16 protein-coding genes are annotated in these 16,641 nt (G+C 73.9%); 7 read left to right on the forward strand and 9 right to left on the reverse strand.

All coding sequences use genetic code 11. The annotated features are described in order from the left end of the window. Window positions 1-48 precede the first annotated feature (48 nt). The 3 genes from ACZ4TW_RS21310 to fgd are packed head-to-tail and all read left to right on the forward strand — an operon-like array spanning window position 49 to window position 2,959. On the forward strand, window positions 49-1,050 hold the full coding sequence (locus ACZ4TW_RS21310; RefSeq protein WP_465546147.1) for a TIGR03557 family F420-dependent LLM class oxidoreductase: 1,002 nt from the start codon (window positions 49-51) through the stop codon (window positions 1,048-1,050). Next, window positions 1,047-1,925 carry a hypothetical protein gene (locus tag ACZ4TW_RS21315; protein ID WP_465546149.1) on the forward strand — a complete coding sequence of 293 codons (879 nt, stop codon included), beginning with the start codon at window positions 1,047-1,049 and terminating at the stop codon, window positions 1,923-1,925. The genes ACZ4TW_RS21310 and ACZ4TW_RS21315 overlap by 4 nt, the downstream gene beginning before the upstream one ends. Further along, window positions 1,922-2,959 carry a glucose-6-phosphate dehydrogenase (coenzyme-F420) gene (fgd, locus tag ACZ4TW_RS21320; protein WP_465546151.1) on the forward strand — a complete coding sequence of 346 codons (1,038 nt, stop codon included), beginning with the start codon at window positions 1,922-1,924 and terminating at the stop codon, window positions 2,957-2,959. Before ACZ4TW_RS21315 ends, fgd begins: the two co-directional genes overlap by 4 nt. Window positions 2,960-3,068: 109 nt before the next feature. Here the strand turns inward: fgd and ggt are convergent, their stop codons facing one another. Next, complete coding sequence (gene ggt, locus ACZ4TW_RS21325; protein ID WP_465546153.1) at window positions 3,069-4,895, reverse strand: gamma-glutamyltransferase; 1,827 nt, start codon at window positions 4,893-4,895, stop codon at window positions 3,069-3,071. A gap of 137 nt (window positions 4,896-5,032) precedes the next feature. Between ggt and ACZ4TW_RS21330 the strand changes: the two genes are divergently transcribed. The 4 genes from ACZ4TW_RS21330 to ACZ4TW_RS21345 are packed head-to-tail and all read left to right on the forward strand — an operon-like array spanning window position 5,033 to window position 8,657. Next, window positions 5,033-6,361 (forward strand): LolA family protein, encoded by a 1,329-nt coding sequence (locus ACZ4TW_RS21330; RefSeq protein ID WP_465546155.1) that lies wholly within the window; start codon window positions 5,033-5,035, stop codon window positions 6,359-6,361. A 10-nt stretch (window positions 6,362-6,371) separates the two neighbouring features. Next, window positions 6,372-7,349 carry an ABC transporter ATP-binding protein gene (locus tag ACZ4TW_RS21335; RefSeq protein ID WP_465546157.1) on the forward strand — a complete coding sequence of 326 codons (978 nt, stop codon included), beginning with the start codon at window positions 6,372-6,374 and terminating at the stop codon, window positions 7,347-7,349. After that, window positions 7,336-8,268 carry an ABC transporter permease gene (locus ACZ4TW_RS21340; protein WP_465546159.1) on the forward strand — a complete coding sequence of 311 codons (933 nt, stop codon included), beginning with the start codon at window positions 7,336-7,338 and terminating at the stop codon, window positions 8,266-8,268. Before ACZ4TW_RS21335 ends, ACZ4TW_RS21340 begins: the two co-directional genes overlap by 14 nt. 17 nt (window positions 8,269-8,285) lie before the next feature. Next, window positions 8,286-8,657: a DUF5655 domain-containing protein gene (locus ACZ4TW_RS21345; protein WP_465546161.1), complete on the forward strand. Its 372-nt coding sequence runs from the start codon at window positions 8,286-8,288 to the stop codon at window positions 8,655-8,657. Between the two features lie 26 nt (window positions 8,658-8,683). Here the strand turns inward: ACZ4TW_RS21345 and ACZ4TW_RS21350 are convergent, their stop codons facing one another. The 8 genes from ACZ4TW_RS21350 to ACZ4TW_RS21385 all read right to left on the reverse strand — a co-directional run bounded on the left by ACZ4TW_RS21350 (window position 8,684) and on the right by ACZ4TW_RS21385 (window position 16,460). Continuing rightward, entirely contained in the window at window positions 8,684-9,268 is a 585-nt protein-coding gene (locus ACZ4TW_RS21350; RefSeq protein WP_465546163.1) for an SAM-dependent methyltransferase, read from the reverse strand. A 6-nt stretch (window positions 9,269-9,274) separates the two neighbouring features. Then, complete coding sequence (locus ACZ4TW_RS21355) at window positions 9,275-9,901, reverse strand: pyridoxamine 5'-phosphate oxidase family protein (protein ID WP_465546165.1); 627 nt, start codon at window positions 9,899-9,901, stop codon at window positions 9,275-9,277. Next, window positions 9,898-10,419 carry a nucleoside/nucleotide kinase family protein gene (locus ACZ4TW_RS21360; protein WP_465546167.1) on the reverse strand — a complete coding sequence of 174 codons (522 nt, stop codon included), beginning with the start codon at window positions 10,417-10,419 and terminating at the stop codon, window positions 9,898-9,900. Before ACZ4TW_RS21360 ends, ACZ4TW_RS21355 begins: the two co-directional genes overlap by 4 nt. Window positions 10,420-10,510: 91 nt before the next feature. Further along, entirely contained in the window at window positions 10,511-11,359 is an 849-nt protein-coding gene (locus tag ACZ4TW_RS21365; RefSeq protein ID WP_465546169.1) for an ABC transporter ATP-binding protein, read from the reverse strand. Beyond that, entirely contained in the window at window positions 11,356-12,468 is a 1,113-nt protein-coding gene (locus tag ACZ4TW_RS21370; protein WP_465546199.1) for a putative F420-0 ABC transporter permease subunit, read from the reverse strand. Before ACZ4TW_RS21370 ends, ACZ4TW_RS21365 begins: the two co-directional genes overlap by 4 nt. A gap of 5 nt (window positions 12,469-12,473) precedes the next feature. Continuing rightward, window positions 12,474-13,505 (reverse strand): putative F420-0 ABC transporter substrate-binding protein, encoded by a 1,032-nt coding sequence (locus ACZ4TW_RS21375; protein ID WP_465546171.1) that lies wholly within the window; start codon window positions 13,503-13,505, stop codon window positions 12,474-12,476. 297 nt (window positions 13,506-13,802) lie between these two features. Then, window positions 13,803-14,951 carry a 2-phospho-L-lactate transferase gene (gene cofD / locus ACZ4TW_RS21380; RefSeq protein WP_465546173.1) on the reverse strand — a complete coding sequence of 383 codons (1,149 nt, stop codon included), beginning with the start codon at window positions 14,949-14,951 and terminating at the stop codon, window positions 13,803-13,805. Between the two features lie 510 nt (window positions 14,952-15,461). Then, a complete protein-coding gene (locus tag ACZ4TW_RS21385; protein WP_465546175.1) occupies window positions 15,462-16,460 on the reverse strand; it encodes a zinc-dependent alcohol dehydrogenase family protein in 999 nt (332 codons plus the stop codon). Between the last annotated feature and the right edge of the window lie 181 nt (window positions 16,461-16,641).

The following is a 16,641-nucleotide window of genomic DNA, read 5'->3' on the forward strand; positions in this document are numbered from 1 at the left end:
ATCCGCCGTTCGTGCCCTGCGCGCCGCCGATCGGGGCAGGATGGAGGGGTGAGCAGCCCCCACATCGGCTACGCCGTGATGCTCGAGCGGTTCCCGCCCGCCGAGGCGGTCTCGCTCGCCGCATTCGCGGAGCGGCACGGTTTCCGCGGCACCATGGCGAGCGACCACTTCCAGCCGTGGCTGCCCTCGCACGGGCAGTCGGGGTTCGTGTGGAGCGTGCTCGGGGCGATCGGCGCCGCGACCGCGGGCGACTTCGGGCCGGGCGTCACGACGCCGTCGTTCCGGATGCATCCCGCGGTCGTGGCGCAGGCCTCGGCCACCCTCGCGGCCATGCATCCCGGCCGGCACTGGCTCGGCATCGGCTCGGGCGAGGCGATCAACGAGCACGTCACCGGGACGTACTGGCCCGAGCCCGCTGAGCGGATCGCTCGCATGTTCGAGGCGGTCGAGGTCATCCGCAAGCTGTTCGCGGCGTCGGCCGCGGGTCGCGACGCGCGGCACTCGGGAGAGTACTTCAAGCTCGAATCGTCGCGCCTCTGGACGATGCCCGAGCGCGCGCCCGAGATCCTCGTCGCGACGCAGGGCCCGGTCACGGCCAGGCGCGCGGGGCGCACGGTCGACGGGCTCATCACGACCAACGCGCCCGCCGACCGGCTCGCGGCGCTGCTCGCGCGCTTCGCGGAGGGCGCGCGCGAGGGCGGACGCGACGCGTCCCGCATGCCGAAGGTGCTGCAACTCAACCTCGCCTGGGCGCCCACCGACGAGGAGGCGATGGCCGACGCGCTCGCCGAATGGCCGATCGGCGCGCTGCGGTTCCCGCGCGGCGACATCCGCTCGCCCTTCGAGGTCGAACAGCTCGCCCGCACCGTGCGGCCCGACGACTTCGCGGGCCGCATGGTCGTCTCGGCCGACCCCGACGTGCACCGCGCGAACCTGCAACGTCACCTCGATCTCGGGTTCACGCGCATCTACCTGCACAACGCCGGACGCGACCAGGCTCGGTTCCTCGAGGTCTTCGGGCGCGACGTCCTGCCGGGGCTGCGCACATGACCGGGTCTCCGGGCTCGGCCGGGCGAGCGGATGGCGCGGGCTGGACGGTCGTCGTGCCCGTCAAGTCGCTCACCGCTGCGAAGACCCGGCTCGCACCCGAGCACTCGCCCGCCGAGCGCGCCGCGCTGGCGCGCGCCTTCGCGCTCGACACCGTCGATGCGGCGCGCGGCGCCCGCTGGGTCGCGCGCGTGGTCGTCGTCTCCGACGAGCCGGTGATCGAGCGCGAGCTGCGCGGCGCGCCCGGCGTCGAGGTGGTGCCCGAGGTCGGCCCGCGCGGGCTCGCCGCCGCGATCGCGCACGGCGTCGCCGTCGCAGGCGCCCGCGCCCTCCCGCCGCTCCCATCTCGCGCAGAAACGGTCGGAACCGGCGCTCCGGAAGGCACCGTTTCTGCACGAGATGGCTTGGGGGGCGGCGACGACCGCGGGACAGCGGTCGCGGTGCTGCTCGGGGATGTCCCGGCGCTCCGCGCCGACGACCTCGACCGGGCGCTCGAGGTCGCGGCGCGACATCCGCTCGCCTTCGTGCCCGACGCCGAGGGCACCGGGACGACGCTCGCGACCGCGCTGACCGCCGTGCCGTTCGTCGCGCACTTCGGCGCTGACTCGGCGGCGCGCCACGCCGCGGCCGGGTTCGCCGACCTCGTGGCCGAGCATCCCGACGCGATCGCACCGGGGCTGCGGCGCGACGTCGACACGGCCGCCGAACTCCGCGAGGCCCTCGCACTCGGCGTGGGCGCCCGCACGTCCGCGGTGCTGCTGAGCCTGCCCGACCTCGCCGAGGAGCCGGCCGCGCGGCATCCGCTCGACCCACCGACCTCGACCTCGACCTCGACACCCATCGCGCCGACCGGCGCAGACAGGAAGGCCGCCTCATGACCCTCACCCTCGGATACAAGGCCAGCGCCGAGCAGTTCGACCCGCGCGAGCTCGTCGAGATCGCCGTCGCCGCCGAGGCGCACGGCATGGAGTCCGTGTGGACCAGCGACCACTTCCAGCCGTGGCGGCACACCGGCGGACACGCGCCGTTCTCGCTCACGTGGATGGCCGCGGTCGGCGAGCGCACGTCGATCGTGAAGATCGGCACGAGCGTGATGACGCCGACGTTCCGGTACAACCCGGCGGTGCTCGCGCAGGCGTTCGCGTCGCTCGGCGTGCTCTACCCCGACCGCGTCGTCGCGGGCTTCGGCACGGGTGAGGCGCTCAACGAGATCGCGACCGGCTTCCGCGGGGCGGGCGAGCAGGACTGGCCCGAGTTCCGCGAACGGTTCGCGCGCCTGCGCGAGTCGGTGCGGCTCATGCGCGCGCTGTGGAACGGCGAACGCGTGAGCTTCGAGGGCGAGTACTACTCGACCCACGACGCCTCGATCTACGACAAGCCCGCGGGCGGCGTGCCCGTGTACATCGCTGCAGGCGGGCCGACCGTGGCGAAGTACGCGGGTCGAGCGGGCGACGGATTCATCTGCACCTCGGGCAAGGGGCCGGAGCTGTACGTCGACCAGCTCATCCCGGCGGTGAAGGAGGGCGCCCAGGCCGGCGGGCGCTCGTACGAGGCGCTCGACCGGATGATCGAGATCAAGCTCTCGTACGAGGAACGCGAGGACGACGCGCTCGACAACTGCCGCTTCTGGTCGCCCCTGTCGCTCTCGAAGGAGCAGAAGCACGACATCACCGACCCCGTCGAGATGGAGCAGGCCGCCGACGCCCTCCCGATCGAGGAGATCGCCGGGCGCTGGATCGTGGGCACCGACCCCGACGCCGTCGTCGCCGAGATCGCGCAGTACGTGGAGTGGGGGTTCACCCACCTGGTCTTCCACGCACCCGGTCACGACCAGCGTCGGTTCCTGGAGCTCTTCGAGCGCGACCTCGCGCCGCGCCTGCGGGCCCTTCCCCTGCCATCGGCGGTCGAGTAGGCCGCGCGCGGACCTCGCCGGTCGAGTGGATCGCGCAAGCCGGACCGAGGCCCTTCGACGCACAGGTCCCGGTACGGCCGGGCGGCCTCCTCGGCCACCGGATGTGTCGTCAGTCCGCCGGCTCGAGCACCAGTCCGGTTCCGCCGCCGCGCCGTACTGGCTCGGCCGCCGCGGTCATGAGCCCGTCGGCGTCGACCTCGATCGCCGCGACCGCGCCGATCTCCGCCGAAGTCGAGAACGTATGCCCGTATGCAGCGAGCTGCGCCTCGTAGGCTGCCCGGAACGCCGGCTCGGCGAACACGGCCACCGTGTTCCGTTGCGACGCCCGCGGCGCAGCAACCGCTTCGGGCAGCGTCATGCCGAGGTCGATGCGGTTCAGCAGGACCTGGGTCACCGTGGTGATGATCATCGACCCGCCGGGCGAACCCACGACGTACCGGACGTCGCCACCGTCGAGCACGATCGTCGGCGACATGGACGAACGAGGCCGCTTGCCGGGCGCCGGGAGATTGGGGTCGTTCTTGACCATCGGGGTGAAGTTGAAGTCGGTCAGCTCGTTGTTGAGCAGGAACCCGCGGTCGGGCACGGTCATGCCCGATCCGCCGGTCGCCTCGATCGTGAGCGTGTACGCGACCGCGTTGCCCCACCGGTCGACGACCGAGAGGTGGGTCGTCGAGACGCCCCGGTCGGGCGCGGCTGCGGCCGCCGCGACGTCGCAGCCGGCCGCGTCGAGCTTGGCCGCCGCGACCGGCTTGGTCGATGCGGTGTCCGGATCGATGACGCAGGCCCGAGCGTCGGCGAACGCCTGGCTGAGCAGGGTCTCCGTCGGCACGTCGACGAACGCCGGGTCGCCCACGTATGCGGCGCGGTCGGCGAAGGCGTGCGCAGTGGCCTCGAGGTAGAGGTGCAGGCTCTGCACGGTCTGCTCGGGCGTCTCGGCCCCCAGCTCGAAGTTCTCGAGGATGTTCAGCGACTCGCCGACCGTCGTGCCGCCCGACGACGACGGTGCCATGCCGTAGACGTCGAGGCCGCGGTACTCGACGTGCGTCGGGTCCCGGAAGATCACCTCGTAGTCGGCGATGTCCTCCGCGGTCATGGAACCGGTGAGCACCGTGCTGTTCTCGGGCTGTTGCACGACCGCGGCGATCTCGTCGGCGATCGCGCCCTCGTAGAACGCGTCGGTGCCGCGCAGGGCGATCTCGCGGAGCGTCTTGGCGAGATCGGGGTTCGTGAACGTGGAGCCCACGGCCGGGGGTGCGCCGTTCGGGAGGAACAGCTCGGCGGTGGACGGGAACAGCGCGAATCGCGCCTGGTTGGCGGTGGTCTGCGCGACGAACGTCTCGTCGACCCTGAACCCGCGCGTGGCGAGGAGGATGGAGGGCTTCAGCATCTCCTTGAGCGACTGCGTGCCGAACTCGTCGAGCGCGGCCTCCCAGGTCGCGACCGTGCCCGGCACGCCGACCGACAGGCCGGATGACTGGGCGGTCGCGAATGGATACGGCGCGCCGGTCGCTTCGTTGATGAACGCGTCGCTCTCCATGCCCGCCGGCGCCGTCTCGCGCCCGTCGATCGTGGTGACCTCGCCGGTCGCGGCGTCGAAGTAAACGAAGTACCCGCCGCCGCCGATGCCGGCACTGTACGGCTCGGTCACGCCGAGCGCTGCGGCGGTGGCGACGGCCGCGTCGGCCGCGTTGCCGCCCTTGCGGAGCACCTCGAGGCCGATCGCGCTGGCCTCGGCGTCGACGGAGGACACGGCGCCGCCGTAGCCCGTCGACGTCGACGGTGCGGGCGGTGCGGGTCGGCCGGCCGCGACGCTCGTGGCGGATGGCGCGGCCGTGGCGGGCGACGCGAGGGCGACGACCCCGAGCGTCACCACGGCGGTCAGGGCGAGCGCCGGCCCCCGGAGCGCGGATCGGCGGCGGACGGATTCGGTCATGAGCACTACCCCCCGAACTGGTGACGTCACTGTGATCGCACCCTAGACCCGTCCGCGGTGCGCGGCAACAGTCGCGGCATCCTGTGGGTTCGCCTCGGAACGGCCCGGGCCTGCCCGCGCGGGCGTAGCCTGAGTGCATGGGCCCACGCACCACCGGGCGACGCCGTCTGCCCGCGACCACCGTGATCCCCGCCGTGGGCGTGCCGGTCGCGATCGCCGTGGCCGTGCTCGTGCCCCTGCAGGCGAACGCCGCGGTCGACCTGCCCGACAAGACGATCGAGGAGCTCATCGAGTTCGCCCGGTCGAGCGACGTCGATGCGCTCTCGGGCACGATCGAGCAGCGCTCCGAGCTCGGGCTGCCCGACCTCGGCGCCATCACGGGCGGCACGGGCGGCGACGGCGGCGCCGGCGAGGGCGAAGCGGATGGCGCGACCTCCGCCGGCCTCGACGACCTGATCGCCCTGGCGACCGGCAGCTTCGACGCGAACGTCTACCTCGACGCCGACCACGCCCGGCTGCAGGTGCTCGATCGGCTCGCCGAGCGCAACGTGTACCTCGGGCCCGACGAGGCGTGGTTCGTCGACTCCGAGACGAAGACGGCGACGCGGCTCACGCTGCCCGAGGGCACCGACCTCGAGCAGCTGCAGGCCGACGCGCAGGCCGAGGCCGACCGGCTCGCCGCCGAGGCGAGGGCGCGCGCCGAGGCGGAGCTTCCCGACGGCGAGCAGCTGCCGACCCCCCAGCAGCTGCTCGACCGCGCGCTCGATCGGCTCGACGAGACCACCGAGGTCACCGTCGGAGCCGACGGGCGCGTCGCCGGACGTGAGGCGTACGAGCTCGTGCTCGCGCCTCGCACCGGCGAGACGCTGGTGGGCGAGGTGCGGTTCGCGATCGACGGCGAGAACGGCGCCGCCCTCGCTGCGTCGGTCACCGCGCGTGGTGCGACCGATCCGGCGTTCTCGGTCGGATTCAGCGACGTCGACTTGAGCGCTCCCGACCCGTCGGTGTTCGCGTTCGAGCCGGCCGACGACCTGACGGTGACCGAGGAGGTCGTACCCATCCCGACCGCCGAGGAGTGGGCGCAGTGGAAGGCCGACGCCGAGGCCCGCGCCGAGGGCGACGACGGGGTCGCCCCCGACGCGTCCGGCGACCTGCTGCATCCGATCGTGCACGGCGAGGGCTGGGCGACGGTCGTCGAGGTCGATGCGACGGCCGCGCTGGCCGCGCTGGCCGAGCATCGGAGCGCGGCGAACGACGCGACCACGGATGACCCGGGCGCGGCGCCGTCCGAGGAGCGGCTCGCCGAGGCATCCGCCGCCCTCGAGGCCCTGACGACACCGGTCGACGGCGGACGCGCCGTGCAGACCTCGCTGCTGTCGGTGCTCTTCACGGATGACGGGCGCGTGCTCGCCGGCTCGGTGCCCGTCGACGCGCTCGTCGAGTACGCCGCCGAGTCGGGTCGCTGACGGGCCGCCGGTGAGCGACCCGCGGGAGCCGAGCGACCTCGCGATCCAGACGCACGCGCTGACCAAGCGGTTCGGCGCGCAGGCCGCGGTCGACGGCATCGACCTCGCCGTGCCGCGCGGGGCGGTGTACGGGTTCCTCGGGCCGAACGGCTCGGGCAAGACGACCACCATCCGCATGCTCCTCGGGCTGGTGCGGGCGACGGATGGCGCGGCGCGCGTGCTGGGTTCCGAGATGCCGCGACACCTCGACACCGTGCTGCCGCGCGTCGGCGCGCTCGTCGAGGGGCCGGCGTTCGCGCCGTTCCTCTCGGGAACGGCCAACCTGCGCCGGTTCGACGCGGCCGACCGGCATGCCCCGCCCTCCACGAGGGCCGCACGCGTGGCGGCCGCCCTCGACCGGGTGGGCTTGTCGCACGCCGCCGGCAAGAAGGCCGGCGCGTACTCGCTCGGCATGAAGCAGCGGCTGGGCCTCGCCAACGCCCTCCTCATGCCGCGCGACCTGCTCGTCCTCGACGAGCCCACGAACGGCCTCGACCCGCAGGGAACGCGCGAGGTGCGCTCGCTGATCCGCTCGTTCGCCGCCGACGGCACGACCGTGTTCGTGTCGAGCCACCTGCTGGCCGAGGTCGAGCAGCTCTGCACGCACCTGGGCGTGATGAGCGCCGGGCGGCTCGTCGCCCAGGGCACGCTCGAGGAGTTCCGTCGCACGGGGGAGTCACGGGCCGAGGTGGTCACCCCCGATCCCGGCCGCGCCCGGGCCGTGCTCGCACGGCTGGGGCTGGTGACGGATGCCGCGGCGCCCGCGGCCGAGTCGAGTTCCGACGCCCTCGTCGCGGCCCGACTCGGCGACGACGCGCCCGGGCCCGAGGCGATCGTGGCCGCGCTCGTCGCCGACGGCGTGCGCGTGCGCGGGTTCGCGGTGCGCCGAGCGAGCCTCGAGCAGCGGTTCGTCGAGCTCACGGGGGAGGGCTTCGATGTCGTCGCCTGAAGCGACCTCGGGTGGTCGAGCGGCCCGCGAAGCGACCGTACCGAGACCCCACCCCGTCGATGGCGCACCGCTGGACACACCCGCCTCCACCCCAGCACGCCCTGCGGCGTGGTTCTCGCTCCTCGGCTCGGAGACGCTCACGCTGTTCCGCCGCTGGCGCACGTGGGCGATGCTCTCGGCGCTCGCGCTCATCCCGATCCTGATCGCGATCGCGATCCGCATCGCGGGCGGCTCCTCGCCCGGTCGCGGGCCGGCGTTCCTCGACCAGATCGCCGGCAACGGGCTCTTCGTGGGCGTCACCGCGCTCGTCGTCGCGACGCCCCTGTTCCTCCCGCTCACGATCGCGGTCGTCGCGGGCGACGCGATCGCGGGCGACGCGAGCCTCGGCACGCTCCGGTACCTGCTGATCGCCCCGGCCGGCCGCATGCGACTGCTCGTCGTGAAGTACCTCGTCGCGGCAGCGTTCTGCGTCGCGGCGGCGCTCACGGTCGTGGTGGTGGGCACCCTCATCGGCTGGGCGCTGTTCCCGATCGGACCGGTGACCCTGCTCTCGGGCGCGCAGGTCTCGGTCGGCGAAGGGCTGCTGCGGTTCCTCGCCATCGCCGCGTACGTGACGGTGTCGCTCCTGGGGCTCTCGGCCATCGGCCTCTTCGCGTCGACCCTCACGACGGTGCCCGTCGGTGCGATGGCCGCCACCGCGATCCTCGCCGTCGCCGCGCAGATCGCGGGCGCGATCCCGCAGCTCGAGTGGCTGCATCCGTGGCTGTTCACCGATCGCTGGTTCGACCTCGCCGACCTCCTGCGCTCGCCGCCGTCATGGGATTCGTTCATCGACAACGCGCTCGTGCAGGCGGCCTACGTCGCGGTGTTCGGCGGGCTCGCCGCGTGGCGCTTCGCGACCCGCGACATCCTGTCGTAGCGGCGCAGGGGAGCATCATGGTCGGACGCGGTGAGGGAACCGTCGACGCGTTCTTCGACGGTTCAGGTCAGGGTCTCGAGCTCTACGCTGCGGTGGCCGATGCCGTCGCCTCGATCGGGCACGCCGAGGTCAGCGTGACGAAGAGCCAGATCGCGTTCCGCAGGCGCCGGGGCTTCGCGTTCGTCTGGCGTCCCGGCCGGTACGTCCACTCCGAGGTCCCGGCCGTGCTGTCGATCGCCCTGCCGGTGCGGCTCGACTCCGCGCGGTTCAAGGAGGTCGTGAACCCCTCCCCGAAGGTGTGGATGCACCACCTCGAGCTGACCGATGCCGATCAGGTCGACGCCGAGGTGCTCGGCTGGCTGGCCGACGCGTACGCCGCGGCCGGATAGCCGGGTCTCGCCCCAGGGGGTGGTGCTCACGCGGTGATGTCGGTGCGGTCGGCGAGGATTCCCGAGCCGTGCTCGGCCTCCAGCCGCTGCCGCACCGTGAACCAGGGTGTCGCCCGGATCGCCGCCTCGACGCCGTCGAGGTGTCCGGCATCGGCGAGCGGCACCGGTCCGATCCCGTACGCGACGAGCAGGCGGCCGCCCGGCCGGACCGCGCCGGCGAGGGCGCGCAGCTCGGGCACCGCCGCGGAGGTCCAGAACACGTTGACGTTGACGCTGTAGGCGGCGTCGAACGGGCCCAGGCCGGGGTCGAGCGCGGACAGCGGGCTCCGGACCACGTCGACGATCCCCGATTCCACGGCGTCGCCGATGCGCTCGCGGATGCGGGTCACCGCGGCCGTGGACCGGTCGACGGCCACGATCGACGCGTGGGCCGCGGCATCCGTCGCCTGCACCCGGCCCGAGGCATCCGTCGTCGCCATCGCCTCCAGCAGCGCCTCGACCGACGCCCCGGTGCCCGAGCCGACGTCGAGCACGCGCTCGCCCGGTCGCGGAGCGAGCACGCCGACGGCCCAGCGCACCCGGTCGGGAACGGGCGCCGCGCCGGTCGTCATGCGCGGCTACCCGTAGATCCGCTGGGCGTACGCGGGCCCGTAGTACTCGTCGAGCAGCTCGACCGCGTCGTCCTGGCGCTCGACGGCCTTCGCGATGAGCGCGCGCCGCCGGACCGCGTCGGGTCGCCAGGTGTCGGGCTTCCATGCCTGCGAGCGCAGGAACGCCTTCGAGCAGTGGAAGAACACCTCCTCGACGTCGACGACGAGCGCGAGCGCCGGGCGATGCCCCTTCACGGCCATGGCGTCGAGGAACGGCGCGTCTCGGACGATGATCGCGCGGCCGTTGATCCGCAGCGTGTCGCCCCGGCCCGGGACGACGAAGATCAGGCCGACGTGCGGGTTGCGCAGGATGTTGCGGAAGCCGTCGGCGCGCCGGTTGCCCGGCCGCTCGGGGATCGCGATGGTCGTGTCGTCGAGTACGAGTGCGAAGCCCCCGGGGTCGCCCTTCGGCGACACGTCGAGGCGGCCGTGCTCGTCGGCCGTCGCGACGAAGGCGAGGGATGCCGCGTCGAGCCACTCGCGATCGACGTCGTGCAGGCGGTCGCGGGTCTTCGCCGCGACGCGCGGCTCGGGGGTGCCGAGGATCGCCTCGAGCTCCTCGGCGGTGGTCACGGGGATGCCGCGTGCGCTCATGCCCCCATCCCGAACCCGCTGGTCGGCGCCGCCACCGGAGTCGCTGCACGGCGCTCGCCGAAGCTCGGCGGGAGCTTGCACAGGTCGTAGAAGTAGCGGGACGGCGCGGCCTCGTCGGTCACGTCGACGTCGACGTTCACGCCCGCGTGGGGGAGCTCGTCGCCCGCGAGCGTCCAGATCGTGAAGTGCCAGATGCCGCGCACGCCGTCGTTGAGGAGGCGGCGGCCGTCGACGACCAGCACGGTGTCGTCGTCCTCGGCGCCGACCAGGGTGCCCGCGCGGTACGGCTCGACGGTGTCGCGACGCAGCGTCGGCTCGTCGACGTCGCCGACCGAGCGGCGCACCGCGCGCTCGCCGCGCTCGACGAGGATGCCCGCGAGGTCGTCGGCGAATCGGGCTGCGTGATCGTCGGACGCACCCTCGACCGCGACGAGCCGGCGGCCTCGTCGGGAGTTGTGCAGGAACTCGCCTGCGATCGACTCGAGCAGTGCCCGTCGGGTGTCGCTCAGCTCGCCCATGGCGTCAAGGCTACGCCTCCGGGTGCCGGGGCAAGGGCGTGGGTCTCGATGCGGCCTTCGGCCCGCCTCGAACAGCGGGCGAGCGTTCGGCCTACTCGCCGGCCGGCACGGGGCGCGCCGCCTCGGCGGGCGCGAACGCGATGAGCGGACGGCCCGTCGCGGGGTGCGAGAGCACCTGCGCCTCCACGCCCCAGACGGCGCGGATGAGCTCGGCCGTGAGCACGTCGGCCGGCGGCCCCGCCGCGACCACCGTGCCGTCGGCGAGCACCACGACATGGTCGGCGTACGACGCCGCAAGCGACAGGTCGTGCAGGGCCGCGAGCACGCTGATCCCGTCGTCGGCGAGCCGGCGCAGCAGGGCGAGGGTCGAGAGCTGGGCCCGGATGTCGAGGTGGTTCGTCGGCTCGTCGAGCAGCAGCAGCTCGGGCTCCTGCGCCAGCGCCCGCGCGAGGTTCACCCGCTGGCGCTCGCCGCCCGAGAGTTCGTCGTACCGGCGATCCGCGAACGCCGACGCCCCGGCCGCGTCGAGCGCCTGCGCGACGATCTCGCGATCGCGCGCCGAGTCGCCGCCCCACGCCGACTGGTGCGGCACCCGGCCGAGGCCGACCACGTGGTCGACGCGGAGGCCGTCCGGGGCTTGGGCGTCCTGCTCGACGAGCGCGATGCGCCGGGCCCGCTCCCGGCGGCGCAGCGACACGAGGTCGTCGCCGTCGAGCGTGAGCGCCGCGACATCCGGTTGCTCGACCCCCGCGACGAGATGCAGGAGCGTGCTCTTGCCGGCACCGTTCGGGCCTAGGAGCGCGCCCACGGCGCCGCGCGGCACCGTGATGTCGACGCCGTCGACGATCACGCGCGAGCCGCGCGCGAAGCGGACGCGCGACGCCTCGAGGCCCGCGCCGGGTCGGCGGCCGGCCCGGCCGGGCGATCCCGCGGCGCTCACGAGGTCCTCCGTGCCCGGAGCATGAGGGCCGCGAAGACCGGCCCGCCGACGAGCGCCGTCAGGATGCCGACGGGCAGCTCGCGCGGGTCGAAGAGCGTGCGCGCCCCCGTGTCGACCCACACGAGGAAGATCGCGCCTGCGAGCGCCGACAGCGGCAGCAGCGCGCGATGCCGCGACCCGACGACGAGCCGCACCGCGTGGGGCAGGATGAGCCCGACGAACCCGATGGCGCCGCTCACCGCGACCAGCGCGCCGGTGAGCAGCGCGGTCGCGACGAGCAGCAGCGCCCGGGTGCGCGGCACGTGTACTCCGAGAGCGGATGCCGCGGTGTCGCCGAAGGCGAAGGCGTCGAGCGTGCACCCGGTCGCGAGCAACGGCACGCCGACCACGAGCAGCGCTCCGCCCGCGAGCGCGACCGCCGGCCAGTCGGCGCCGGACAGCGACCCGAGCAGCCAGTTGAGGATCTCGCGGTAGCTGTCGTTCGTGGCGCTCCAGAAGATGACGAGGCTCGTGATCGCGCCGAACACCGCCGAGACGGCGAGCCCGGCGAGCACGGTGGTCGTGGGGCTCAGGCCGCCCGACGCGCGGGCCAGGCCGAGCGTCGCGGCGAGCGCCGCCAGCGCGCCCGCGAACGCGGCGACCGGGAGTGCGACGGCCACGCCGAGCACGAGCACGATGACCGCACCGACCGACGCGCCCGACGACAGTCCCAGCAGGTACGGATCGGCGAGCGGGTTGCGGGTGAGCGCCTGCATGACGACGCCGCAGATCGCCAGGCCGGCGCCGACCGCGGCGGCGGTGAGCACCCGCGGCATGCGCAGCTCCCAGACGATGCCGTCGCGAAGCGGCGAAAGGGTCGGCTCGCCGATGCCGAGGTGCGCCGCGATCGACGCGACCACATCGGCGGGGGCGAGGCCGGCCGGGCCGATCGTCACGGCGAGCACGACGGATGCCGCGAGCAGTGCCGCGAGCGCGATGCCGACGCCGATCGCCCTCCACGCCGGTGGTCGAGGAGCAGCCGAAGGCCGCGTCTCGAGGCCTTCGCGAGCCGGCTCGCCAGGGCTCGGGACGCCGACTCCGCCGGCGACTCGACCTCCCGAGGTGCGCATCGTCATCAGAGCGCCCCGAGCTGCTCCACGATCGAGGCGACCGCGTCGACGTTGCGCACGCCGGCCTCCGTCGCCGGGAAGTCGACGATCACGTACCGCTGCTGCTGCACGGCCGGCAGCGCCGCGGTCGCCGGGTTCCCCTCGAGCTTGGCGATCTTCGACTCGGCGGTGTTCCACGCGGCATCCACCAGCACGATCACGTCGGGGTCGGCGTCGACGACCGCCTCCCACGAGAGCGACGTCCACGAGTCGCGCACGTCGCCGACGACGTTGTCGAGTCCTGCGGCCTCCATGATCATCTGCGGTGCGCCCGTTCCCGCGCCGACGAACGGCTGGTCGTCGCCGGAGGAGTACCACAGCGCGGTCAGCCCCGCGTCGCTCGGCTCGATCGCGTCGAGCTCTGCGCGCTGGTCGGCGACGAGGTCGGCCGAGGCATCCTCGACGTCGAAGATCGCGCCGGCCTCCTCGAAGCCCGCGAACACGCCGTCGAAGGTGAGCGGGTCGGGCCGGTAGCCCTCGCCCTGGCACGCCGCGGGGGCGACGTAGGTGTGCACGCCGAGCTGCTCGAGCGTCGCGCGGTCGCCGGCTCCCTCGGCGGTGAGGTTCGACTCCCAGCCCGCGAACACGAGGTCGGGCTCGGCGGCGAGCGTCGCCTCCTGCGAGGGCACCCGATCGGAGAGGACCTCGATGCCGGCCGCCGCCTCCGCGTACTCGTCGGGCACGGGCCCGTCGGTGAAGGCGGCACCGACGATCCGGTCTTCGAGGCCCAGCGCGAGCAGCAGCTCGAGGGTCGACGACTTGATCGTGACGACGCGCTCGGGCGCCTGTTCGAAGGTCACCTCGGTGCCGCAGTTGTCGATCGTGAGCGGGTACCCGGATGCCGCGGCCTCCGACCTCGCGTCGTTTCCGCCTTCCGCGTCGGCCCCGCCGGCGCACCCGGCAAGCAGGAGCACCGCGGCAGAGGCGGCGGCGACGGCGGATGCCGCGGCGGACCTGCCGCGGGGAGGACGACGAGGGACGCTGGAACGGCTGGGCATGGAACCTCCGGGATGGCGTGCGCGAACGGGATCCGACGGATGTCGGCGACTCGCGGCCCAGTCCCGGGCCGGCCCGACCGGTCAATCCCAACCGGCGGTCGTGGTCAGTCTATTCCGTCCCGTCGTCGCTCTGCGCGACGTTCGCCGCTCGCGATCACCGGTACTCCGGTACTTCGGTACTTCAGTACTTCGGTACTTCGCTACGTCGGTACTTCGGTACTTCGGTACTTCGGTACTTCGGTACTTCGGTACTTCGGTACCGGGTCGGCGGGGTGGATCGTGTCTGCTGAGGCGGGCTCAGCGGCCCGCGCGGAGGGCGAGCGCGAGGTCCAGCGCCTCGTCGGCGAGGGTGGCGGCGCGGTCGAGGTCGTGCATCCACAGCGGTACCGAGGTCGCGGCGATCCCGGCTGACGACATGACCGGGATGGCGGCAGCGTCGGCCTCGTCGACGAGCCAGCCGTCGAGCAGGCCGCCCGTCGCGGCCGGGTCGCTGTCGACGCCGCGGCGGGCGCCATAGTGCAGCGCGACGGCCGCGGCATCCGTCGCCACACCGATCGCCGACAGGCAGGCGTCGGCCATACCGCGCACCACGCGACCGCCGATGATGGGCGAGACGCCGACGACGGCCGCCGGCGTCGAAGCGAGCGCCTCGCGGACGCCCGGGATCGCCAGGATCGTGCCGATCGACACCACCGGGTTGGACGGCGCGAGGAGCACGGCGTCGGCCTCCGCGATCGCCTCCTCGACGCCGGGCGCCGGCCGCGCGCGCCCCAGGTTGCGCTGCGCGAACCCGAGCGCGGGAAACGACGCGCGGTACCTCGTCCACCACTCCTGGAAGTGCAGCTCGTCGCGTCCCTCGGCCTCGGGCCGCGCCGGGTCGACGCGCACGTACGTGTCGACCTCCGTATCGGTCGCCGGGATCAGCCGGACGCCGATCGGCCATCGGCGCTGCAGGCGCTCGCCGACCTGCGACGGCGTGAGCCCGTCGCGCAGCCAGGACGTGCGCGCGAGGTGCGTGCCCAGGTCGAGGTCGCCCAGGGTGAACCACGGCCAGCCCGCGCCCCACTCGCGCAGCTCCGCCGCCACCCGCTCGGTCTCGCCCGCGCGGCCCCAGCCGCGCTCGGCGTCGTTCACGCCCGCGAGCGCGTAGAGCAGCGAATCGAAGTCGGGCATGAGACGCACGCCGGCGAGCCACAGGTCGTCGCCGGTGTTCACCACGACCGTCACGTCGGCGGATGTCGCGGTGCGCGGGTCCGTCGCCTCGGTGCCGGTCGCATCTCCCGCGCCGGGCATCCCGGCGCGGTTCGTGACCTCCCGCCCGGCTGCCGAAGCCGCACCGGACGCGCCATCCGCCCCGCCCGCCGGCCAACGCCGGGCGCACGCCGCCCGCAGTCCGCGCACGAACCGCGCGCCTCCGACTCCGCCGGCGAGCACCACGATCTTCACCGCTCCACGCTACCCCGGGCCGCTGACGACCGACCCGGTCGTCAGTGTCGCCAGCGCGCGCGCCACGCGATTCACGCGTTCGTGCGGGTCCACCCGCAGAAACGCGTGCCTCGCCTGGGGGCGAGTCGTGGGGCGCTGCGCCAGGAGCGCGAGTCACGTCTTAGTGCGGGTGGACCCGCAGAAACGCGGGTTTTGCGGTGGGGCCGAGTCGTGGGCGGGGGCGCTGGAAGCGCGAGTCACGTGTTGGTGCGGGTGGACCCGCGGAAACGCGGGTTTCGCCGTGGGGGCGAGAGGGGGATGGGGCGGCTGGAAGCGCGAGTCACGTGTTCGTGCGGGTGGACCCGCGGAAACGCGGGTTTCGCGGTGGGGGCGGGGTTGGGAATGGGTCGGCGGCGGAAGCGCGAGTCACGTGTTCGTGCGGGTGGACCCGCAGAAACACGTGATTCGCGATGGGGGCCGGCGGGGATGGGTGGGGGCGGCGCAAGCGCGAGACACCGACCGCGGTCGCGGTCAGGCGTCGCGCACGAGCACGAGCGACCCCGATGCGCCGCCACGCAGCAGCGCGTCGACCGCCTCGGGCGCGCGCTCGAACGGGTACGTCGTCGTCGAGGGGCGCAGGCCCAGCCGGTGCGCGAGCCGCAGGAACTCGTCGCCGTCGGCGCGCGTGTTCGCCGTCACCGTGCGGAGGTCGCGCTCGAGGAAGAGATGCTCGCCGTAGGTCATCGCGGGCACGTCGGTCATGTGGATGCCGGCGAGCACGACCGTGCCGCCGCGCGCGGTCGCCTCGAGCGCCACCGGCACCAGCTCGCCCGCCGGCGCGAACACGATCGCCGCGTCGAGCGGCTCGGGCGGCGCCGCACGCTCGTCGCCGACGAACGCGGCGCCGAGCTCGCGCGCGAGCTCGCGATTTCCCTCGCCGCGGGTCATCGCCGACACCGTCGCGCCCGACGCCATCGCGAGTCGTGCGGTGAGGTGCGCGCTCGAGCCGAAGCCGTAGATGCCGAGGTGTCCGCCGGGCGGCAGGTTCGCGCGGCGCAGCGCCCGGTAGCCGATGATGCCGGCGCAGAGCAGCGGCGCGACCGACAGGGGGTCGGAGTCGGAGGGCAGCGCGTAGGCGAACGCCTCGGGCACCGTCGCGACCGAGGCGTACCCGCCGTCGGCGTCCCACCCGGTGAACGTCGCGTCGGGGCAGAGGTTCTCGCGGCCAGACCGGCACCACGGGCAGGTGCCGCATGTCGAGCGCAGCCACGCGATGCCGACGAGGTCGCCGACGCGGGTGCGCCGCACCGCGGGCCCGACCGCCGCGACGCGGCCGACGACCTGGTGCCCCGGCACCACGGGGGAGCGGTGCCGGTCGAGCTCGCCGTCGATCACGTGCAGGTCGGTGCGGCAGACTCCGCACGCGAGCACGTCGACCACGAGCTCGTCGCCGACCGGCTCGGGCACCGGGATGCGGGCCGCATCGAGCGCGCCGTCACCCCGCGTGATCCACGCGTCGACCTCTCGCATGCGTCCCATCCTCCGATCACCGGCGTCGATCGGCTGATCGTCCTGCCAGCAGCGTGCAGCGGATGGCGCCGCGACATCCGGGTCCAAGGTCACCCGGTGCTCGGCCCGCGAGGCCGGCGCGCGGTCCGGCCCGGTGAGGGGACCTATGACTCTCGCGCGAACATCCGATCGGGCGAACGCT

The organism is Agromyces sp. NPDC029043, assembly GCF_055564615.1.